General features: G+C 56.6%; 25 protein-coding genes and 2 tRNA genes. 10 read left to right on the top strand and 17 right to left on the bottom strand.

The genetic code is table 11. The annotated features are described in order from the left end of the window. Positions 1–69 precede the first annotated feature (69 nt). A complete protein-coding gene (locus ACP6EK_RS06570; protein ID WP_438314353.1) occupies positions 70–1,329 on the bottom strand; it encodes a hypothetical protein in 1,260 nt (419 codons plus the stop codon). Positions 1,330–1,389: 60 nt separating this feature from the next. Between ACP6EK_RS06570 and ACP6EK_RS06565 the strand changes: the two genes are divergently transcribed. Continuing rightward, positions 1,390–1,623, top strand: coding sequence for a hypothetical protein (locus ACP6EK_RS06565; protein ID WP_438314350.1), 234 nt, complete (start codon positions 1,390–1,392; stop codon positions 1,621–1,623). A 25-nt stretch (positions 1,624–1,648) separates the two neighbouring features. Here ACP6EK_RS06565 and ACP6EK_RS06560 read toward each other — a convergent pair whose 3' ends face one another. Both ACP6EK_RS06560 and ACP6EK_RS06555 read right to left on the bottom strand, forming a co-directional pair. Further along, positions 1,649–2,419 carry a hypothetical protein gene (locus ACP6EK_RS06560; protein WP_438314347.1) on the bottom strand — a complete coding sequence of 257 codons (771 nt, stop codon included), beginning with the start codon at positions 2,417–2,419 and terminating at the stop codon, positions 1,649–1,651. Positions 2,420–2,464: 45 nt separating this feature from the next. Continuing rightward, positions 2,465–2,569 (bottom strand): 30S ribosomal protein THX, encoded by a 105-nt coding sequence (locus ACP6EK_RS06555; protein WP_017890415.1) that lies wholly within the window; start codon positions 2,567–2,569, stop codon positions 2,465–2,467. Positions 2,570–2,676: 107 nt separating this feature from the next. Between ACP6EK_RS06555 and xseA the strand changes: the two genes are divergently transcribed. Together xseA and xseB are read left to right on the top strand one after the other, a co-directional pair. Beyond that, entirely contained in the window at positions 2,677–3,987 is a 1,311-nt protein-coding gene (gene xseA, locus ACP6EK_RS06550; RefSeq protein WP_438314345.1) for an exodeoxyribonuclease VII large subunit, read from the top strand. Next, positions 3,974–4,192, top strand: a complete 219-nt coding sequence (xseB, locus tag ACP6EK_RS06545) for an exodeoxyribonuclease VII small subunit (RefSeq protein ID WP_438314342.1) — start codon at positions 3,974–3,976, stop codon at positions 4,190–4,192. Before xseA ends, xseB begins: the two co-directional genes overlap by 14 nt. Here xseB and ACP6EK_RS06540 read toward each other — a convergent pair. The 3 genes from ACP6EK_RS06540 to ACP6EK_RS06530 are packed head-to-tail and all read right to left on the bottom strand — an operon-like array spanning position 4,176 to position 6,011. Next, positions 4,176–5,072, bottom strand: a complete 897-nt coding sequence (locus tag ACP6EK_RS06540) for a cation diffusion facilitator family transporter (RefSeq protein ID WP_438314339.1) — start codon at positions 5,070–5,072, stop codon at positions 4,176–4,178. The genes xseB and ACP6EK_RS06540 overlap by 17 nt on opposite strands. Before the next feature lie 38 nt (positions 5,073–5,110). Continuing rightward, positions 5,111–5,503 carry a class II SORL domain-containing protein gene (locus tag ACP6EK_RS06535; RefSeq protein ID WP_438314337.1) on the bottom strand — a complete coding sequence of 131 codons (393 nt, stop codon included), beginning with the start codon at positions 5,501–5,503 and terminating at the stop codon, positions 5,111–5,113. Positions 5,504–5,516: 13 nt separating this feature from the next. Then, on the bottom strand, positions 5,517–6,011 hold the full coding sequence (locus ACP6EK_RS06530; protein WP_438318919.1) for a rubrerythrin family protein: 495 nt from the start codon (positions 6,009–6,011) through the stop codon (positions 5,517–5,519). A 140-nt stretch (positions 6,012–6,151) separates the two neighbouring features. On the opposite strand from ACP6EK_RS06530, the gene ACP6EK_RS06525 reads away from it, so the two are divergent. Genes ACP6EK_RS06525 through ACP6EK_RS06505 form a run of 5 tightly spaced genes read left to right on the top strand, consistent with a single transcriptional unit; the run spans position 6,152 to position 12,181 of the window. Beyond that, positions 6,152–6,307: a hypothetical protein gene (locus ACP6EK_RS06525; protein ID WP_438314334.1), complete on the top strand. Its 156-nt coding sequence runs from the start codon at positions 6,152–6,154 to the stop codon at positions 6,305–6,307. A gap of 38 nt (positions 6,308–6,345) precedes the next feature. After that, a complete protein-coding gene (locus ACP6EK_RS06520) occupies positions 6,346–7,146 on the top strand; it encodes an aldo/keto reductase (protein ID WP_438314332.1) in 801 nt (266 codons plus the stop codon). Beyond that, entirely contained in the window at positions 7,146–8,447 is a 1,302-nt protein-coding gene (locus ACP6EK_RS06515) for an alkaline phosphatase (RefSeq protein ID WP_438314329.1), read from the top strand. The genes ACP6EK_RS06520 and ACP6EK_RS06515 overlap by 1 nt, the downstream gene beginning before the upstream one ends. Before the next feature lie 22 nt (positions 8,448–8,469). Then, positions 8,470–8,940, top strand: a complete 471-nt coding sequence (locus ACP6EK_RS06510) for a SoxR reducing system RseC family protein (RefSeq protein ID WP_438314326.1) — start codon at positions 8,470–8,472, stop codon at positions 8,938–8,940. Beyond that, the gene (locus ACP6EK_RS06505; RefSeq protein ID WP_438314324.1) at positions 8,933–12,181 is read left to right on the top strand and encodes a PAS domain S-box protein; all 3,249 of its coding nucleotides are present in this window, start codon (positions 8,933–8,935) and stop codon (positions 12,179–12,181) included. Before ACP6EK_RS06510 ends, ACP6EK_RS06505 begins: the two co-directional genes overlap by 8 nt. On the opposite strand, the gene ACP6EK_RS06500 is transcribed toward ACP6EK_RS06505, so the two are convergent. From ACP6EK_RS06500 to ACP6EK_RS06470, 7 genes are read right to left on the bottom strand one after another with little or no spacing between them, the layout of a single operon-like run. Further along, entirely contained in the window at positions 12,162–13,460 is a 1,299-nt protein-coding gene (locus ACP6EK_RS06500) for a radical SAM protein (protein WP_438314321.1), read from the bottom strand. The two genes, ACP6EK_RS06505 and ACP6EK_RS06500, sit on opposite strands and share 20 nt — an antisense overlap. 5 nt (positions 13,461–13,465) lie before the next feature. Next, on the bottom strand, positions 13,466–13,708 hold the full coding sequence (locus tag ACP6EK_RS06495) for a hydrogenase/urease maturation nickel metallochaperone HypA (protein ID WP_438314319.1): 243 nt from the start codon (positions 13,706–13,708) through the stop codon (positions 13,466–13,468). After that, on the bottom strand, positions 13,701–14,180 hold the full coding sequence (locus tag ACP6EK_RS06490) for a hydrogenase 3 maturation endopeptidase HyCI (RefSeq protein ID WP_438314316.1): 480 nt from the start codon (positions 14,178–14,180) through the stop codon (positions 13,701–13,703). Before ACP6EK_RS06490 ends, ACP6EK_RS06495 begins: the two co-directional genes overlap by 8 nt. Further along, on the bottom strand, positions 14,152–15,495 hold the full coding sequence (locus ACP6EK_RS06485; RefSeq protein ID WP_438314313.1) for a Ni/Fe hydrogenase subunit alpha: 1,344 nt from the start codon (positions 15,493–15,495) through the stop codon (positions 14,152–14,154). The genes ACP6EK_RS06490 and ACP6EK_RS06485 overlap by 29 nt, the downstream gene beginning before the upstream one ends. After that, positions 15,473–16,252, bottom strand: coding sequence for a cytochrome B (locus ACP6EK_RS06480; protein WP_438314311.1), 780 nt, complete (start codon positions 16,250–16,252; stop codon positions 15,473–15,475). The genes ACP6EK_RS06485 and ACP6EK_RS06480 overlap by 23 nt, the downstream gene beginning before the upstream one ends. Continuing rightward, entirely contained in the window at positions 16,249–17,085 is an 837-nt protein-coding gene (locus ACP6EK_RS06475; protein WP_438314308.1) for an FAD/NAD(P)-binding protein, read from the bottom strand. The genes ACP6EK_RS06480 and ACP6EK_RS06475 overlap by 4 nt, the downstream gene beginning before the upstream one ends. Positions 17,086–17,096: 11 nt before the next feature. Further along, positions 17,097–18,143 carry a 4Fe-4S dicluster domain-containing protein gene (locus tag ACP6EK_RS06470; protein WP_438314306.1) on the bottom strand — a complete coding sequence of 349 codons (1,047 nt, stop codon included), beginning with the start codon at positions 18,141–18,143 and terminating at the stop codon, positions 17,097–17,099. A 127-nt stretch (positions 18,144–18,270) separates the two neighbouring features. Between ACP6EK_RS06470 and ACP6EK_RS06465 the strand changes: the two genes are divergently transcribed. Then, positions 18,271–18,348: transfer RNA gene (locus ACP6EK_RS06465), tRNA-Pro, on the top strand. Positions 18,349–18,670: 322 nt separating this feature from the next. On the opposite strand, the gene ACP6EK_RS06460 is transcribed toward ACP6EK_RS06465, so the two are convergent. The 4 genes from ACP6EK_RS06460 to ACP6EK_RS06445 form a co-directional block, all read right to left on the bottom strand. Then, positions 18,671–18,747 (bottom strand) — tRNA-Glu (locus tag ACP6EK_RS06460). 66 nt (positions 18,748–18,813) lie between these two features. Next, positions 18,814–18,996: a 4Fe-4S domain-containing protein gene (locus ACP6EK_RS06455; protein ID WP_017873501.1), complete on the bottom strand. Its 183-nt coding sequence runs from the start codon at positions 18,994–18,996 to the stop codon at positions 18,814–18,816. A gap of 69 nt (positions 18,997–19,065) precedes the next feature. Next, positions 19,066–19,551: an HD domain-containing protein gene (locus tag ACP6EK_RS06450; RefSeq protein ID WP_438314303.1), complete on the bottom strand. Its 486-nt coding sequence runs from the start codon at positions 19,549–19,551 to the stop codon at positions 19,066–19,068. Next, positions 19,551–19,901, bottom strand: a complete 351-nt coding sequence (locus ACP6EK_RS06445; protein ID WP_438314300.1) for a metallopeptidase family protein — start codon at positions 19,899–19,901, stop codon at positions 19,551–19,553. The genes ACP6EK_RS06450 and ACP6EK_RS06445 overlap by 1 nt, the downstream gene beginning before the upstream one ends. Positions 19,902–20,047: 146 nt before the next feature. Here ACP6EK_RS06445 and ACP6EK_RS06440 point away from each other — a divergent pair, with 146 nt between their 5' ends. After that, a complete protein-coding gene (locus ACP6EK_RS06440) occupies positions 20,048–20,221 on the top strand; it encodes a hypothetical protein (RefSeq protein WP_438314298.1) in 174 nt (57 codons plus the stop codon). The last annotated feature ends 36 nt before the right edge of the window (positions 20,222–20,257 follow it).

Raw genomic sequence — 20,257 nt, 5'->3', positions numbered from 1 at the left:
AGGTCCGCATGAAGTATAGTCATTTCCCACCCCCTTTGCAATACACTCCTGCGAATTTCCTCCCAGCCCTCACCGGACAAGAAGCCACCAGAGCAGTACTGCCGAGAGGAGGTACGCTGCTGGATGTATCCCCCGGCCCCTTTTCAGGGAAAGTCCAAGGAGAGCAAGACCCGGAATCCCAAAGGCCATCCCTCCTGCAAAAGACAAAGTCCCCAGAGTCATTCCGAGGAGCAGAGCAGCGGGAATGCCCTCAGACGCATCCACAAAATCCACGCGACTTAAGGGTTCCAGGGCGAAAATTCCCCCAAGAAAGAGGGCCGGAACGGCAAAGAAGGAGGGAAGACCGGAACAATACGGCACTGCGAAAAGGCTCAGAAGCAGGAAGACCCCGCACACTACTCCGGCAAGCCCTCGTCGTCCCCGTTCCGCCATCCCGATGACGCTTTCTGGCGCCGGAAAAAGCCCGGGGACCCCAAAGAGGAGCCCGAAAACGGCCATCAGGGTACCCAGAAGAAGCCCCCGGGAGAACCTGGTAACATTCCCCTGCACTCCAAGGGTGCTCAAACGCATGAGGTACCCGCCCAAGGACCCAAAGGTCTCAAAAAAGACGAACACGGAAACCACACCGGCAAGGCCGACAGTCCCATACTGCAGTGCTCTGGGAACATCCAGGGCAAACAGCAGGGAGGGAGAAAGTGTGGGAGGATTTCCCCCCATCCCGAAGGACCATAAATCCCTCCACAGAGAAAAACCCAGCGTGGCGAGCACTCCAAAGCATGTGGCCCCCTTCAGGCGGATACCGTATCCCACTGAGACCACGAAAAGGCCGAGGAACACCGCCAGGACCCGGGGATGGGTGAGGTCCCCAAACCCAAACCACCCTGACTCCTGGAGAACGAGAATCCTCGATTCCAGAAGCCCCCGGAAAAGGAGCAGAAGACCAAGGCTTCCCGAAAGGGCAAAACGAAAGTTGGGCGAGAGCCTGTGGAAGAAGCGGTTCCATCCCGGAACGGAAGCGGCAAGAAACGCTACAAGGCTTCCAAGGAAAAATGTCCCCAGGGCCACCTTCCAGGGAAGTCGCAGTTCCCCACACAAAGCAAAAGCATAGAACATCACAAGGTTGAGCCCTGGAATCACCACAAAGGGCAGGTCCATGACGAGGCTGAAACAGAGCGTCCCAAAAGCAGACACGAGAATCACCGCAAAAAGAGGAGAGGGTACTCCTGCACCCTCAAGAAGCCCCGCAATCACAAAGAGAAGAGGGAAAATCTCTAAAAAGAGGGCAACTCCTGCAAGCACTTCCTGATCCCACCGGAAGTTCCCTCTCACCAGTCTTCCCTCCTTCCTTTCTTTCCTCTACAATACCGGCAAAAAGGAGGGAAAAGTCCCGTGGGTGCGACGAAAAACCAAGCAGCTCTCCTTCTTTTTGGCCATACCTGCATTACCCTTGGGTGCTTGCTCATCACCTGGGGAGTATACCTTCTCCCTGTTTCCCGCCCCGTCCTCTCCCACATTCTCGCCCGCCCGCTTTTCTGGGGCCTTTTTTCCCTCATGGGCGGGGTGTGCGCTAACTTCCACGGTTTCTGCCGCTGCGTGCGCGGAGAATGGGGACAGAAACGCTGAGGGGAGGTCACACCTCCCTGGGAAGTCACGGTGCAACCGTACCCGAAACTACTGTTGGGCTTACGCAGGCGTTTCCTGCCTCATCGGTCACCACAAGTGGACCTGCAGGGGCAAAACCCACGATAATGCTATCCCCAGCAACAAGCTGAGAAACGGCATTCCCGGTGATGGTCACGGTTTTTCTATCAGCGGCAAGCTGGATGCTCGTGGGAATGAACACCGACGACCCGGTGACGCTCACCGTCCAGAACCCTCCCAGAGGAAGGGTGAAAAGGACCATATCGTTCACCACAATGGGTTCGCTGAAGACCACGGTAACCCTGGGTGGGGTACCACCAGAAGGAGTACTGGCCCGGGCGGTGACGCTGGACAGCTCAGGTGGAGTGCCATCAACCACCAGGGTGAAGGAAACCCTGGGGCTTTCCGCAAGCACCGGGTCCTTGGCAGCAAACTCGAGGAGAAACGTCCCTTCCGTGGATCCCGAATTCCAGGTAAAGGTGAACTCTCCTGTAGCGCTGGTTGAAGTGGTGTCCAGGAGACTTCCTCCCTGGTACACTCGAATCTCGACGTTGGCCGGCCCCCGACCGGTAAAAACGACGTCCTGGTTGGGTTGCACAGCACCACCGCTTGAGAGCACCCGTACCCCCACAATCTCCGCCTTGAGAATTTCTGGCGCCTGGGTCTGTCCTGGTCCTGGAGAGGGGGAAGTTGCCGGTCCACCGGAAGGACCACACCCAAAAATCCCCAGAACCAGAGTCGCAAGAAGAGCCCCCACTACAACCTCTTGAAGTCGCATTCCTCATCCCCCTTCCTCTCAGGATACCCCCCATTATACCACTCTTCAGGCGGCCTCCTTCTCTTTCTTTTTCTTCTTCCGAGGCCGCGCCTTCCCATAGGTCCCCATGAAGATTTTTCCCCGTCGTGTCCGGTGATCGCCTTTGCCCATGTCCACGCAACCTCCCTTGGTGGTTTTTCCCTTTAGTATACCGGAGGATTCTTCTATCGAGAAGAGGAATGTTCCTCCCCTTCTGGTACAATGGAAAGGGGGTACACATGGAACGGGGTATGGTTTTCTCGCTCTCAGAGCTTCTGGAGATGATTGGCGAAACCCTGGAAGCGTGTTTTGCCGCTCCTCTCTGGGTTGTGGCGGAAATCGCCGACCTTCGGTTTGATCAGACTGGTCACTGTTACCTGGAGCTTGTGGAAAAGCACAATCAGGAACTCCGGGCTCGGGCGAGGGGAACCATTTGGGCCTCTTTCTCCTCGGTGCTCTCATCGTTCTCCGCCGCAACCGGCAGGACCCTGGCAAAGGGCATGGAAATTCTCGCCCTCGTCAGGGTTCGTTTCCACCCGGTGTACGGCCTCTCCCTGGACATCCGGGACATCGACCCCCAGTATTCCCTGGGAGCAATGATGCGCCACAAAAAGGAGGTGCTCTCTCGCCTCGCCCAGGAAGGGTATCTGGAGAGGAACCGTTCTCTCCCCTTCCCCCCCGTCCCCCAGCGTCTGGCTGTTCTCTCCTCCCCTCACGCTGCAGGTTTTGGGGATTTCCTCGCCCACCTTCAGGAAAACCCCTACGGCTTCCGGTTCCGGGTTGAGCTTTTCCCTGCTTTCGTCCAGGGAGAAGAAGCCGAACTCACCCTCCTTTCGGCCCTTGAGGAAGTCCGAAGACGAGCGAAGGACTTTGACGTCCTCGTCATTCTCCGGGGCGGTGGGGCCCAGTCAGACCTTCACTGGTTTGATAGCTACATCCTGGGGAAGGCCGTTGCTACTTTTCCTCTTCCTGTTCTTGTGGGTATCGGGCACCAGAGAGACGAAACTGTTCTCGACGCCGTGGCGTATCATTCTCTGAAAACCCCAACAGCCGTTGCGGATTTCCTCATCGAGCGCATGCGAGCATTTGACGAACTCGTCCTTGCGGCGTACCTTGCGCTCAAAGGCGCTGTGACACATCTTCTCCAGGACCAGAAAATCACACTCACCATGCTTTCTGCACATCTTGAGCGACGCAGCCGGAATGCTCTTAAAGACGTGCAGGAAACGACCATGCAGCTTCGATGGAGGCTCAAAGAGTGCGCACGTCGTACCCTGGAGAAAAACGGCGATGCGTTTTTGAGGACCTGGCAGAAGCTGGGTAGCGCCTTGAAGGCGACGTTCCTCGCCCACGCTGCTTCTTTAGAGCACATCACTCAAGCCGTGGCGCTTCTTGACCCCTACAGCATCCTCAGACGAGGGTACACCCTGACTTTAAGGCAGGGGAAAATCGTGAAGAGCGCAGAGGAGTGCGCCCCTGGAGACATTTTAGAGACGAGGTTTTGGGACGGAAAGGTGCAAAGCGAGGTGACAACCCGTGGGTCCCTCTGAGCATCTCACCTATCGGGAGGCTCTGGCAGAACTCCAGGCCATCGTTCAGGAGCTCGAGGACGGCATGGTCGATATTGACCTCCTTGTGGAAAAGGTGAGGCGGGCTTCGTTTCTTTGTCAGTTCTTGCGACAGAAACTCCGAACCACAGAAGAGGAGGTACAGAAGATTCTGCAGGAAACCGAGTCTCTCACTCCTGAACAATGAGGTCCCCGCTGCCACATAACTGGCATTCGAACTGGATGGTGCTGTGGTGGATGTCGAACTCCTCCCGGAGGATTGCAGCGATTTCCTGCCGCAGTTTGTCCACTTCCTTCAAGGTCCCATAGGTCGTCACCACGTGGAATTCTGCGTAGTGTTCCCTTTCGTTCAGCGACCAGAGGTGAAGGTGATGGACGTTCTCCACTCCCGCAACGGTTTCAAGGCGTTTTTTGAGGACCTCTGGCCGAACGCGTGGTGGAGCCCCCTGCATGAGGATGTGGATGGTCTTCCCAAAAAGCGGAAAGGCCTCCCGCAGAACAAAGACCGCCACCCCTAGGCCCACGAGGGGGTCAAGCCACATCCACCCCAGGTACCCGGCCATCCCAACCCCTAAAACCACCACGCAGGAGGCAAGGGTATCGGCCACAAGGTGCACAAAGGCGCTTCGGATACTGAGGCTCTCTCGGGAAGAGGAAAAGAGAAGAACGACAGAACCAAAGTTGCCCAGAAGCCCCACAACGGCAACCGGAAGGGCCAGCTGGAACCAAAGAGGTGAAGGATGAAAGAAACGTTCTGCAGCCTCCCGCACAAGATAAGCTGCTACCCCAAAAAGGAGCAGTGTGTTCACGAACGCCGCAAGGATCTCCGCCCTCCGGTAGCCATAAGTTTTCCCGGGCGTTTGAGCCCGCGAGGCAAGACGCAGGGCGAAAAAGGCGGTGAAAAGGGAAAAAATATCCGTGAGATTGTGCAGGGCATCCGAAAGGAGGGCCAGGCTCCCCGAGAGGAGCCCTCCCACAACCTCAGCCACAAAAATCCCGGTGTTCAGGGCAATGCCAAGAGAAAGCGACAACAGGGTGTGGTGGGAGCTATCTCTCTTGGGGCTCATGGGAACTCCAAGGCCCCGGATTGCTCCGGGGCCTTGCCTCACTCAACAGTTACTGCTTTTTCACTCCTCCAGAGGCCATGAATGTTACAGTACGACGTAGCGTAGAGTACCCCAGAACGGTCGAGTCTCACAGCAAAGAGTGCCCGGGGCTCGGTGTGCGCAGGACCCTGGTTGGCCCCCGCAACGCTCTCGCCATGAGCGGCGAACTCCACCCTCCCCAGCTGGTACGGGAATTTCTCTCCCTCCGGGGCGAAGTAGAGTTCAATCCACCGGATGTGATGCTCGGTGGTATTGGGATGGGGGATTTCCTTGCCCACGGTCACCTGGAAGACCGCGACTTCCCCTCTCTTCACCACTTCCGGCCCCTCAAGGACCGGGACGTGCTTTTCTTGCTTCCAGTCTGCCGACTGAAAGAGGTTCTCAAAGGCCATGGACGCCACCTCCTCAGAAGCTCTTGAACGACGCCTTAGGCGTACCACAGATGGGGCAGAACTCCGGGACCTCTCCTTCCACCGTGTAGCCGCAGACAGGACAGATGGACACCACACCGAGTTCCATATCCTTCCCCTGCAGTGCCGCTTCCTTGGCTTTCTGGTACATCTTGGCGTGGATTTTCTCTGCTTCCAGGGCATAATGCGTACTTTTCTCGGATTCCCTCTCTCCCTGGAACTTCGCCACCTCGTGGTACACCGGGTACATTTCCTCCACCTCAAAAGTCTCTCCCGCAATGGCCATGTCGAGGTTCGCTACCGTGTCGTTGACGTTGCCTAAAGCCCGGTAGTGGTTTGTGGCATGGACCTGCTCCGCATAGGCTATGGCCCGGAAGAGTCGAGCGATGTTGGGCTTCCCTTCTCTTTCCGCCACCTCGGAGAAAATGAGGTACCGCATGTGGGCCTGGGACTCCCCAGCATAGGCATTCTCCATATTGGCCTGGGTCATCTTGTGGGGAATTTTGCTCACCTGGACATCCTCCCTTCTTTGGGCTTTTTAGCCAAAAACCACGGCCTGCTTTTTTCTATTCCCACCCCTAAACTTTTCCTTGCTTCTGCCGAACATCAAGGATGGAAGGGAGGAAGACCATGGCCATTCGGATCCGGGAAAACCACCTCAGCGGGAGTCAATACCGGGCCATCATCGCCTGCACCCTTGTGGAGGAAAAGCCGACCGTTCCCCAGAGGGAGACGGAGAACGCTCCACAGAATACTCCAGAGCCTGCTCTGCGCCGGGAAAAATGAGGTACAATGATAGGCAGAAGAGCTCTGGGGGTGAAACCATGCAGTACATCGAACTCCATGGGGCAAAGGTCCCGGTTATTGGCCTTGGCACCTGGGACCTGCGGGGCGACGAGGGATACCGGGCGGTCTTCAGTGCACTCTCTCTGGGATACCGGCACATCGACACCGCCGAATTCTACGACAACGAAAGAGAGGTTGGGCGGGCCATCCGGGATTCGGGGGTTTCCCGGGAGGACATTTTCCTCACCACCAAAGTCTGGTACACCCACCTGCGTTTCCAGGACCTCATTCGTTCCTGCGAAGAGAGCTTGCGAAAGCTCAGCACCGACTACGTCGACCTCTACCTCATCCACTGGCCCAGTGAGGCCGTCCCCCTTGAGGAGAGCCTCAGGGCCATGGAGAAGCTGCACGAAGAGGGGAAGGTTCGCTTCATCGGGGTAAGCAACTTCGACGTGGCTTTCCTTGAGAAAGCCCGGACGCTCACCACCCTTCCCATCCTCACCGACCAGGTGGAGTACCATCCTTATCTCTCCCAGAAACCCCTCCTTGAGTACTGCCAGAAACACCGTGTTATTCTCACCGCATATTCCCCCCTTGCCCGGGGCCGGCTCTTTGGGGATCCTCTTCTCCAGGACATTGCCAGAAAGTACGGAAAGACCGTCCCTCAAGTCGTCCTTCGCTGGCTCATCGAGCAGGACATGGTGGTGGCTATTCCCAAAGCGAAAGACGCGAAGCACCAGCGGGAAAATCTTGAAATCTTCGATTTCTCCCTCACTCAAGACGAGCACGAAGCCATCGCCCGCCTGGATCGGGGAGAAAAGGTGGCCTCACGACTCTGATGGGGCGGTACGTTCTCCTGTTCCTGCTCCTCCTGGCCCTTTTTCTCCCTTCCCTGGGGGACGCGCTGCCACGGTACGTCTTCCTCTTCATCGCCGACGGATTGGGCCAGGAAGAAATCGACCTGTATATGGCTCTGGCTGCAGCCAGAGGGCGTGTCCCCGCCTTTGTGGATTTCCCCATTCAGGTCTTTCTGGACAATCGGACCGCACAGGGTGGCATCCCAGACTCGGCCTCCGCAGCCACAAGCATCGCCTGCGGAGTGAAGGTTCCCCAGGGCGTGCTGGGCGTGGACAGCCAGGGCCGTCCCCTTGAGAGCGTTGCCGAGGCGGCGAAAAACCAGGGATTCCAGGTTGGCATCGTCACCAATGTCGCCGTAAACGACGCTACTCCCGCAGCCTTCTACGCCCACGTTCCATCCCGAAAATCCTACGACGACATTGCGCAGCAACTCGTGGAGTCTGGCTTTGACCTTTTTGTGGGAAGTGGGATCACAAGCTCAGGTGAAGCAGCGCGGGAAAGGGTTCTTGCTTTAGCCCGAAAGAGAGGGTACAGGGTTATCCAGAGCCCTGCCGCTTTCTTTTCGCTTAAACCTGCTTCCCTTCCGGTCATTGCCCTCCTCCCCTTCACCTTCGCCATTGACCGGAAGGACCCTGCATTGAGTCTTGCCTCTTCCACCCAGAAGGCCATAGAGCTCTTGCAGGATTCTTCCGGATTCTTCCTCGTGGTGGAGGGTGGACGCATCGACTGGTGCAACCACGCAAACGACATCGCCTCGTCCCTTGCCGAAGTTGAGGATTTTGAAGCCGCCATCCGCGTTGCTCTCTCCTTTGGGAAAGCACATTTAGGAGAAACCCTGATTCTTGTGACTTCCGACCACGACACCGGTGGCCTCACGTTCAGGGAAAACCCCTTCCCCAGAATTCCTCCACAGGCCTTCTCCTACGAGCGATTTCTGGCAAAACTCAGAACCACTCCCAAGAAAGAAGAAGCCCTCTTTGCGCTTTTCACTTCCACATGGGGTGAGGAAACCCTGCAGGGCCTTGAAGAGGAACTCTCTGCAGCCTCCCAAGAGTTCCTCCTTCGGGGAAACGGCAACGCCCTCTGGATAAGGTTGGCTCGGCTGCTTGCCGAGCGAGAAGGCCTTTCCTGGGCCACCACGGGACACACCGCTTGCCCTGTGCCGCTGTACGCCTGGGGAGAGAGCTCTCAGGTTTTCCAGAACGCCCGAAGCAATACGGATATCGCAAAGCTCCTGAAAGCCCTCCTCAGAGAGCAGGTTGTCCCTGAAGAGGCGTTTTGATGTAAAATGGAAGGGAAGGCCCATGAGACAGATGGGGAAGGTTTTGCACACTGAAGGTGAATACGCTCTGGTTCGTGTGGAGAAACGCTCGGGATGTGGAGGAGAAAGGTGCCCTTTGAGCTCTCCCTTCGTCGACGACTCTGGAAGCGACTTCTACACGGTGCGGGCGCGAAACGATGCCCACGCCCACCCAGGGGATACGGTTTTCGTTGAAATACGGGATACTGTAGCCCTCTCCATTGCCTTCTTCCTGTACCTTTTCCCCATTCTCCTCGCCTTAGGTGTGTACCTGCTGCTTTCAGCACTCTTTGCTCGACAAGCTCTTGCGCTTTTTGGGCTTTTCGGAAGCCTGGGGGGATCGTTCCTCTTCCTCCGCTGGCTCAACTCGCGACTTGCAATCGACTACCGGGTGAGCGCCCTCGCCCGTCCTGAAGCGTGCAACCAGTGCCCCCTGCAACCAGGGAAAACCCCCTGGGGTGAGAACCGTGGTTGAGATTCTTCGGGCTTTTCTTGGAAGGAAAGGACGGGGATACGGGGCACTGGCCTTCGGGTTCCTCCTTCTTGGCGTTGCCGTGCTCCTCCACGCAAGGCTCATGGAAACCTTCCCATCCCTCTTCCTCCTGCTCCTTCTTGGGGGCATTGCCACGCTCTTTTTTGGGGTTATGTTCCTCTTTTTCGAGGAACGCGTTCTCACCCAAAGGGTAAAAGTGCAGGAACGCCTCCTCGAGTTCCTCATGGAGTACATCCCAGACCGCCTCTACTTCAAGGACCGGCAAAGCCGCTTCACCGGAGGAAGCAAATCCCTGGCAAGCTACTTCGGCCTTGAGCGAGTAGAGGACCTTCTGGGCAAAACCGATTTTGACTTCTTCTCCCCACCCCACGCCCAGGAAGCCTATGCCGATGAGCAGCGTATCATGGAAACTGGTGAACCCATCGTGGGGAAGGTAGAACTTGAAACCTGGCCCGATGGCCGGACAAGCTGGGTCCTCACCACCAAAATTCCTCTCCGGAACGAAAAAGGGGAAATCACCGGCATTGTGGGGATTTCCAGAGACATCACCGAGCTCAAGGCAAAAGAGGAAGCTCTGGAACGGGAACGGCAGTTCCTGAACGACGTCTTCGAAAGCATCCAGGATGGCCTTTCTGTCCTTGACCGGAACTTCACCATCCTCCGGGTGAACTCCTTCATGGAACGACTCTATGAGCACGTGATGCCCCTTGTGGGGAAAAAGTGCTACGAGGCGTACCATGGTCGCACCTCCCCCTGCTTTTTCTGCCCCACCATTCCTGCCATGGAAAGCGGGAAACGGGTGACCCATGTTGTCCCTTACACGAAAGCAGGAGAAATCAAAGGGTGGCTTGAGCTCACCGCTTACCCCTACCGGGACAGAGACGGGACCATTCTTGGCGTTATCGAGTACGTGAAGGACGTCACCGAGAGAATTCAAGCTGAAGACGCCCTGCGGGAGAGCGAACGCAAGTTCCGGACCCTCACCCGCCTTGCTCCGGCAGCCATCCTCATTTACCAGGACGGTCGCTACGTCTGGTGCAACGAGGAAGCCGAGCGAATCACGGGGTACTCTCAAGAAGAGCTCCTGACGCTTCCTGTTGAGGCTCTCGTCCACCCGGACTTTGTGGAACGGGTACGGGCAAACGTTGCCAGAAGGCAGCGCGGAGAGGAAGGGGAGGCCCAGTACGAGGTGAAAATCTTCCGCAAAGACGGGGAAGAACGCTGGATCCTGGTCCGTGGCTCCACCATCCGCTACCGGGGTCGGTTCGCCGGCCTTGCGGTGTGCCTTGACATCACAGAGGACAAGCGCCGGGAGGCTCGTCTCCTCCACTTAAACCGGGTGTTGAAAGCCGTCCGGAACGTGAACCAGCTCATCGTCCGGGAGAAGAATCGGGAACGCCTCGTCCAGGGAATATGCCGGGAACTCGTCGAAGGATGCGGGTACACTGGGGCGGGTGTGGTGCTTTTCGGTACAGAGAAACCCTCTGTCACCGCTTTGGGGTTTTCTGAGGAACACCTCGGCGCATTCAGCGCTGTCTTAGAGCAAATCCTGAAAAACCCCGAGCACCCACAGGACAGGGTCAGAAAGATTCTCCCAACCGACCCCACTGCCCCGCTCCTTTCCCGTCCGGGTGAAGGGCTTTTCGTCGCCCCTCTCAGGTGGGGGGAACACCTCTACGGGGGAATCGTCGCAGCTTGTTCTCTGTCCTCTCTGGACGATGAGGAAGAAGAAACGCTTTTTCTTGAGCTCTCCCAGGACCTCTCCTTTGCCCTCTACAGCCTCGACCTTGAGGCCATTCGGGAAGAAGCTCAGCGAGTGCTGCAGGAAAGCGAAGAGCAGTTCCGGACCCTCGCCGAGTCCCTCCCCGTGGCCACCCTCATCCGCACGCACACCGGGTGGGTCTACGTCAACCCCTTCTTCGAGGCCCTCACCGGATACCGGGCGACAGAGCTCACCGACGAACTCTGGTCAGAGATTTCCCCCGAGGGTACCGCACTGCTTTCGCGGTGGCGCGAAAGAACAAAGACACTCCCCTTTGAAGCGGAATTCACCCTGACGACAAAGGGCCAGAGAACCAAATGGGTTCTGGCCCGCTTCACGCCCATACGGTACCGCGAGGAAGAGGCACTCCTTGTGCTCCTTTTGGACCTCACGGAACGAAAACTCGCCGAAGACCGCATCCGCTACCTTACCTTCCACGACACCCTCACGGGTCTTTATAACCGGACGTTCTTCGAGCAGGAAATGAACCGCCTTGACACCCCCGAGAACCTCCCCTTAAGCGTCATCATGGGGGACCTGAACGGTTTGAAGTTGGTGAACGACACCTTTGGCCATGCCATGGGGGACGAGTTCCTGCGCCAGGCCGCACGCATTCTCGAAGGAGTCTGCAAGGACCGGGGTGTGGTGGCCCGTCTGGGGGGAGACGAGTTCGTGGTGCTCCTTCCCCGGACCTCAAGTGCTGAAGTTCAGGCGCTTGGGGAACGTATCCAGGAAGAGTTCAAAAGGACTGCGGTGGCATCCATTCCGCTGAGTATCTCTTTAGGTTACGGCACCAAGACCGACCCGAACCAGCCCCTTGACGAGGTCCTGCGTATTGCCGAAAACTGGATGTACCAGCGCAAGCTCACCGAAAGCCTGAGCTTCCACAACCAGGTTCTCCAGGCCTTCCGGGCATCACTCCGGGCGGTCACTCAGGAAACCGAGGAACACTCCCAGCGCATTCGGGAACTGGCCCTTCGCCTTGGAAAGGCCCTTGGACTCTCCCAGAGGGAGCTTGACGAGCTGAGCCTCCTTGCCGAATTCCACGATATCGGAAAAATCGCCATTCCTCAGAATATTCTGGAAAAGCCTGGTCCACTGGACGAGGAAGAATGGGCCATCGTGAAAAAGCATCCGGAGGTGGGCTTCCGCATCACCCAGTCCATTTGGGAGCTCTCTTCAATCGCCAACTACATCCTCTTCCACCACGAACGCTTCGATGGTACCGGATACCCCCGGGGGCTTCGGGGAGAGGACATTCCCCTCCTCTCGCGCATCATCGCTATCTGCGACGCCTATGACGTGATGGTGACGGGCCGCCCTTACCGGAGGGCAAGGACCAAGAAAGAGGCCATCGAGGAACTCCGGCGCTGTAGCGGCACACAGTTTGACCCCCGGATCGTCGAAGCCTTCATCGATATCCTCGAAGAGCACCAGGACCCTAAACCCCAAGGTCCATAGGCGCTCGCCCAAGAAACCGGAGAAGGTGAAGCGTCTGCGCAATCTGCTCCTGTATGGTTTCTTCTCCGTGGGCTCTTCCAGGATACAGAGCGTAATGTGGCCGGAACCTAAGAGGTGTGACGTTCAGCATCAGCGAGTTCGCCCCAGAAAGAAGGCCCATCCTGCGAGCCTGAGGATCCAGGGTCTCAAAGGCTGTGGTGATGAGGATTTTGGCGTTTTTAGGGTCCACAAGCCGGGCCACTGCCAGGGTGTTGAGCACGAGGAAGGAGGGGGGAGGAGCGGAAAACGCCAGGGGAGTTGCCGGGTGGGGCAGGAACGGCCCGAAGCTGTACATCTCTGCCGAAAGCGCTTTCGTAAGGAGAATGTCCTCAAGGATATCAGAGAGCTTCTGTCCTGGAAGTCCGATGAGTCCCCCTGTGGCCACGAGGTACCCGAGCTCCAGGGCCCTCTCAAGGTGGGCAAGGCGGTGTGAAAGGTTGTACCCTGGGTGCAGTTTCTCGTACAACTCTGCGTTACTTGTCTCAAAGCGGAGCAAAATCCCCCTCGCCCCGGCCTCGTAGAGCACCTCAAGCCCTTCAAGACCAATTTCTCCGAAACTAACAAAGATAAGGACGGCATGGCGCCTCTTAATTTCCCGCACAAGTTCTGCAAGTTCCTCAACCGAACGTCCCGGATCCTCCCCGCTCTGGAGCACAAGTGCCTGGAACCCGTAGACCTCCACAGCCTCACGTACTGCCTCAAGAACCTCCTCATCGCTCATGCGATACCGCAAAAGAGAACCATTGTGGGTCGAAAGGCCACAGTAGGCACAGTTGCGAAAGCAGAAGTTCGAGATTTCGAGAATTCCGTGGACACACGTGGCGTTGCCGTGGTACTTCCTCCGGAGGAAATTGGCCACTTTGGAGAGCAACCCCCGCTCTCTGGGAGACTGAAGACCAAGAAGCGCAAGGAGCTCTTTTTTCGAGAGCGGACGTTCCTCAAGGGCTTTGTCAAGAATGCGGAGAACTCGTCGTTCCACTCCTTCCCTTCCCACCTCAAGCCGCGCAAGGCGAAGGTCCACTTCCTGGAGCTCGAAAAAGGTTTCCTTCCAGACGGCAAGGATTTCCTGTGCTTCCTCAGGCGGAACAACTTTGATCACAAACCCTCCCTGGGCGTAGACAAAATCCCCTACCCTGAGGGAGGGAAACTCGTTGTACGCCTGCCTCCGTTCACCAAAGTACTCCACCGTGGCTACACGCCCGTCAAGGGCAACAACCCGTCCTGGAATGGCGTAGCACAAAGCGACTACTCCCCCTCAAAGGAGAGGAGACGCAGCTCCCTCAACGGACTGTATTCTATGACAAGCTCAGCCCCCTCAAGGATCGTCCCCCGGGACTCCTCGGCAAAGAGATACCTGAGAACCTCCGGGTCGATCTCAGTGAAGCCCCCCATCCGGAGGTGCACCCGGGTAATCCTCTGCAGGCCCTCCGCCTCCCCCCGACGGAGGAGATCCTCGAAAACCTCTCGAACTAGCCGGAGTTCATGCATAATGTAACCCCCCAAGGTACGCCACAATGGTAGAGGCGGCGCGTTCCACCGCTTCACTCAATCCTTCCCCAAAGGAAACGTCTTCAGGCTGAATCCCTACAAAGACAACCTCACACCCTGTTTCATCGGCCACAATCCTTGCAACCACCGGGAGGGGAAACGTATGGGTGCTAAGCGTGACCGAAACGACTTCTTCTTCTGTCAGTACGCGGATTTCCCCCGGAACACCGCCAAAGGAGGCAGCGTCGATAAAGATGACCTTTGCCGGTCGTTCGCTCAAAATATCGTCGATGAACCGCTCCGGAGCAAAACCTGCCTGAATGAGGCGAAAACAGGGAGGGAGAATCGGGGCAAGCCTCTCCCCAATGTACACTCCCACCCCATCGTCTCTCCGGAGAGGATTCCCAACGGTGACAATAACCGTTTTCCCCTTTAAAGAGGGCTCAAGAGCCCTCCGGATTGTCGCGTCCAACAAAGGTAACATTGAGGAAATGGGTAGAACAGGAAATGCAGGGGTCATACGCCCGCACGAGCATCTCAAGGGCAAGCTGGATTTCTTCCTCGCTTTGGTCAAGGATTTCCGGAACGAGCTTCCGCATGTCGTACTCGATGTTCCGGAGGTTCTGTCCGGTGGGGATGACGCAGTTAGCATGCACAATGCGACCGTGGTCGTCAACCTCGTAGTGGTGGTAGAGCGTCCCCCGGGGTGCCTCTACCGCCCCAACACCGCTCCCAGCCCGAACGGGGATGCGCTGTTTCTCATTCAGCCCTACCACAATTTCCTCGTCGTAGTTGAGGCCCGTTTTGAGAAACTCTTCCACGATATCCACCGCATGGTAGAGACAGTGGAAACACTCCACAAGCTGGGCAACGGTGTTCAGATAGGGGTTCGTAACCTTTCGGTTCATGCCAAAAAGGTCCGCTATTTCCTTCGCTCTGGGATGGAGCTTAGAGTAGTTCAGGTTCAGACGGGCCAGGGCCCCAACCATGTAGGAGTCACGGCTCAGGCGGGTGTGCTTGGCCGTCGAGTGGGGAACCACGAATTCATTGGTGATTTTCCTGTACTCTTTTTTGGGAAGGCGGACCCCATCGGTTGAACCGATATCCCCCATAAGGAGCGGATACTCGTCGTCATCAGAAACCAAGGCCACGTACTCTGTTTCCCGCTCGAATTCAGGAAAGCGGAATCCTCGAACGAGGTCGACCGTAGCCTCAAGGTCGGGAACCATCCCAAGGAGGAGGCTCCGCATCTTCTCAAGGTCCCCAGGACGGGGAAGCTTCGTGAATCCGCCCACCGTACAGCTTATGGGATGGACATGGCGGCCCACGAGGATATCACAGACATCGTTACAGGTCTTTTTAAGGCGCAGCGCTCTCCGAACCACCGCATTGTGGGTCTCCACAAGGGGGACAAAGCTCTTCGCGCCAAGAAGATCCGGGGCAACGAGGAAGTAGATGTGGAGGATGTGGCTATCGAGAATTTCAATATCAAGGAGGAACTTCCGCAGCTTCACCGTTTGCTCACTGGGGACAAAACCGATGGCCTCTTCCGCTGCTTGAATGGAGGCCAGGGAATGGGCACAGGCACAGATACCGCAGATTCGAGAGGTGATGTGTTGGGCCTCAAAAATGGACCGTCCTCGGAGCATTCCCTCGAAAAACCTCGGCGATTCGATAATCTCCAGGCGGCACTCTCTAAGCGTTCCGTCCCGAACATCCACCACAATGTTCCCGTGCCCCTCAACCCGGGTGAGGTACTCAACGTCAACGCGTATGCTCTTCCCCATGCCTTTTCCCCGCTCCTTTCAGGATTCGACAGGCGTTGTACATGTCCATCCGCCGGACCAGAAACTCCACACGGACACCGTAACGCTCAAGCACCTCGAGGAATCCCCGTTCATTGGGATTGGAAACCATCCCCCGGCATCCATAGCAGATGTTGCCATTGTTGATGCACCAGGAGTTGCACCCTGCCCGGGTAATGGGACCAAGACAGGTGAGACCTCGCTCGTAGAAACAGACGTTCTCGTTGAACTTGCATTCCACACAAACAGCCACATCCGGCACGTGATAGGGAATCCCAAGGAGAGCACACTTAAGTACTTCGAGGAACTCAGGCTGGTACACAGGACACCCATGGACAAAGTACTCCACAGGAACGACTTCATGCACCGGACGGGTGGGAAGGGTGGTGAAAAACCTTGCCCCCTCCCCGTAGACGTACTGAAGAATCTCCTCAAGGTCAAAGGCATTCTTCATGCCGTTGACCCCGCCGATTGTGGCACAGGACCCATAGGCAATGAGCGTTCTGGAGCGCTGGCGAATCCTTCGAATCCGCTCAACATCGTGAGGAGTGGTGATGCTCCCTTCAATGACGGCAATATCGTAGATCCCATCCCACCGCTCGCTCATGGTTTCCCGAAATTCCACAAGATCCAGGAACTTGAGGAGCTCGAGGAGCTCTTCCCCGAGATTGGTCACCTGAAGCTGACATCCCTCGCAGCAGGTGAAATCGAAAAAGGCAACTTTCGGCGCCTTCATCATATCGCCCCTTTGAGATCCTTGATTTTCTCGTAAAAGAACACCGGGCCATCCTGACAGCAGTAGATGTCGTGAATCTGGCAATGCCCGCACTTCCCAAGACCGCACTTCATATGGCGTTCAAGGGAAAGAACAAGCTGATCCTCGGGAACGCCCTTCTTGAGGAGTTCGGTAATTACGAAACGGTACATCACTGGGGGCCCTACCATGACCGCAAAGGTCTCCTCGGGATTGATATCCACCCCTGGAATAAGGGCCGTTACCATGCCCACGTTGCCCTTCCAGTCGGGGTCTGCACGGTCCACCGTACACTGGAAACCCACGTCCATTCGCCGCTGCCACAGTTCGATTTCGTCCCGGAAGAGGAGATTCTGAGGGTCTTTGCAGCCAAAAAGCACATGAACCCTGCCAAAATCGCGCCGGTTGTCCATGACGTAGTTGATGAGGGAACGAAGGGGGGCAATGCCTATACCTCCGGCAATGAGCAAAAGGTCGTGTCCGATGAGCCTGGTGATAGGGAATCCAACCCCAAAAGGACCCCGGATACCCACCACATCCCCCGCTTCAAGACGGTGCAAGGCAGTAGTCAACCGGCCCACCGCCCGGACACAGAGTTCAAAACTCTGGCGCTTTGTGGGCGAAGAGCAAAGGGATATTGGAGCTTCACCCACGCCAAGGAGCGAAACCTCTACAAACTGCCCCGGCTCAAAATCGAGAATTTCTCCATCAACCAGGGAAAGCTCAAAGAGTTTGTCCTTTTCGGTGAGGCGGGAGGTCCTGAGAATCCGAGCCTCCTTCACCTCGTATCCGGTGTGACTCAAAAGGAGTTTCTCCACAGTCCCACCCCTTACACTTTGAGGTATCCGGTCTCCTGCGCAAGCCGGGTAATAGTTTCCTTTAGGTCGATTTTGGCCATACAAACCCGGCTGCACCGCCCGCAACCGGTGCAGAAAAACCGGTTGTACCGTTTCACAGGATAGGAGAACTTCCGGTTGAACCGATGTCGCTTCCGGTCAGAACGTTCTGCCCGGAAACTCTCCCCGCTGGCAATTTTCGCAAAAGGCTCATTCTGGCAGGAATCCCAGACCCTGATACGCCTTCCGGTCACGAGGGCGACATCGGGGATATCCCGAACGTCAAAGCAGTAGCAGGTAGGACAGACATTGGTACAGTTGGCGCAGGAGAGGCACCGACCACCAATCTCCTCCCACACTCCCGCCTCAAAACCCTCCTTGAACATCCGGGGGAGAAGAGCACGGTCTACAGGAACCTCGGGGCGGAAAACCTGGGCTTTCCTGGCTCGGAGCGCCTCGAGTTCGGCAAGATGCTGCGATTGTGCTCGCTCGAGAAAAGGAATATCCCGCACGAGGTCCTCACCTTTCTGGGTCCCCACGTGGATGAGAAAGTACTCTCCGAGGTCTGTGAAGAAAAGGTCGTATCCTCCCTGAGGAAGGAACGTCCCCATGAGCCCACAGGAGGCATAGGTATCGCAGTAGTCGTTGCACTCAAGTCCGATGACGGTGATGTACTCCCTGCGGACGAGGTAGTTCAAGTCCTTGGGCCGGTCGCTGAAGACCACGTCAAGACACTGAATTCCCGCTAAATCGCAGGTGTGCACTCCAAAGAGGATGAGGGACTCAACCTCTACCACTGGCTGGAGCTTCTGTCCTCTGCGGGTGTCGTACTCTGCCAGAGTCTCATACTGGGGCATGAAGTACTTCTTTGGGGGGAGAATGGTCGGAATGTACTGGAGGGCAATGTCGCTGCCTTTTCGAACCTCGGAGAACACGAACTGCCCGTTGCCCTTTGCTACAGGCGCAACCACCTTTCCGCGGCGGACCAGATACTCCACGAAAAGGTCGAAAGAACTCTTGGGAAGGACGAGATGCTCCACGCATTTCCTCCTTTCCTGCTTTTTGGGGAATAACCCTCCTGCTTTCCTCCGTATTCCTCAAAGCACCCCTTCCAGGACACCGCACGTTCTTTGAAAAGCGCGGAGACTCTGGTATAATTCTCTCTGTCGGGGCGTGGCGCAGCCTGGCAAGCGCACCTGCCTTGGGAGCAGGGGGTCGGCCGTTCAAGTCGGCTCGCCCCGACCATTTTTCCTTCGGGTTTGAGTCTCTCAGAAAGCGCGCCTCTCACAGAAGAAGCGTTTCTCCAAAAATCAGTATAGTAGTACTTCTTTCCTTCTGTCAACGGTAGACAAAAAGACACAGGCCTTTTTTCGGGAAAACCTTTGAGGGCATCTGGGGGCAATGAATCTGCGGGTTGCAGAACTCGAGAGACTGTCGAAAATGGATTTACGCAAGCGGCCACTGGAAAGCAGGGGTCAGAGCGTAGAACTGCGAGGGCAACAACATCAAAAGGGGTAAAAGCACCAGACAGAAAAAGCAAGGTTTACAAAGCGCTTTACCAAGTCCCTGGCGCCCCCAAGCGGATTTGAACCGCTGCCGTCGCCTTGAAAGGGCGATGTCCTAACCTGGCTAGACGATGGGGGCGCAGGCAAGCCCTATTTTACCGAAAGGTTTCCAAAAAAGCAAGCGATGTGGAGTACCCTCCACAAATTACTCCCGGATGATGGCACTCGTGGGACAGGAATCAATGGCCTCGTCAACACAGCTTGCGCTTGTGTCAGCGCCGTCTTTCACCACGCTTTTCCCGTTGGCATTCATTTCAAAGACATCGGGGCAAATCTGCACGCACAGTTCGCAACCAATGCAGAGTTCCTCATCGACTCGGAGAGCCATAGCACATCGCCTCCCTTGGACGGAATTCGAAAAACCAGGACACATTATAACAAACTGGGGGCTTCTTTTCTACGCACCAAGGAACTCCTGGGCCAATCTTTTCCCCACAGGAGTTACGAAAACCCGATCCACCAGGGCAGCGAAATCCTTTCGACTCACTGCCCCCTCTTCCACATTCACGAGAAAGTCAGCCTCGACGAGAATCTGAAAGTCCATCCCGTCGATGGTCGAAAAGTCGTGGTGGTGCCCGACGATGAACAGAACCCGTTCCGTTATCTCCCTCTCCTCTCCCATTTCTTCGAGGATTTCCCTGGCTACGGGAGGACCCTCGAGGTGTTGGTATTTTCCCTCTCGAGAACCGTATTTTCTCTGGGCCGCAACAATCCCTACGTCATGCAAAAGGGCCGAAAGTTCGATAACTCTCTGTTCTCTCTCTGGGATTGCCATTTCCCAGGCGATGTGTCGGGCCAAGGCCAAAACTCGCTCTGTATGCGTAACCATCCTGGGGTCCTCGGCAAAGATGTCCCTAATCCTCTCCCAGTACGCTTCGTACATTACCCTCCCTCCCCGAGCAAACGCCTGAGGTCCTCTTCGCCAAAGCCAAAGTAGTGTCCGATCTCGTGAAGGAGCACATCCCTGACCTTCCTGCGGAATTCGTCCTCCTGGGGCGCTATCCTCCGGATGTTCTTCAGGTAGAGGACAATCCGGTCCGGGAGCACAAAGGTGTACCCCAGGCCTCTTTTGGGAAGTGGAACTCCCTGGTAGAGCCCAAGGACAAATCCCAGTCCCCTTTCTGCCTCGTCCCAGACAACAAACTCCACGTTCTCCAGCCTCTCCCGCAAAGGAGGTGGAAGGGCATCGAGAACTTCTTGAAGGACCGAGGCGATGATCTCCCGCTCTTCCACAAGAATCCCTCCGAAATGCAAACCTTCTCACAGGTCTAACGGAACCCTTCCTGAAGATACCATGGGCAACCGGAGAAGTCAAAGAGCCTTCCTGCACCTCTCTCCTTCAGGTCAGGGTTCTGGTTCTCTTCCAGGAGGAGTGGAAGGTGACCCGAAGGAGAAACTCCCTCAAGGCAACCCGGTCTTTCCTCTATACGCTTGCAAGGTTTCTCGGCAACGTCGAGGCCGCAAAAGGAGGCCCCAAAGCCCTGGGAAAGAGAATCCTCCGGAGGACCCTCGGGAAAGCCACCGGGAAAGCAATGGCGAAATTCTTCCGGTAGCAGCAGGTAGCGCGCCATGGTGGAGAAAGGCCCTGG

The sequence above is a fragment of the Candidatus Caldatribacterium sp. SIUC1 genome, from assembly GCF_051549785.1.
In the GTDB taxonomy this organism is placed as follows: domain Bacteria; phylum Atribacterota; class Atribacteria; order Atribacterales; family Caldatribacteriaceae; genus Caldatribacterium.
Note: the sequence above shows the minus strand (reverse complement) of the source record. Positions and strands in the feature narration are given on the sequence as shown.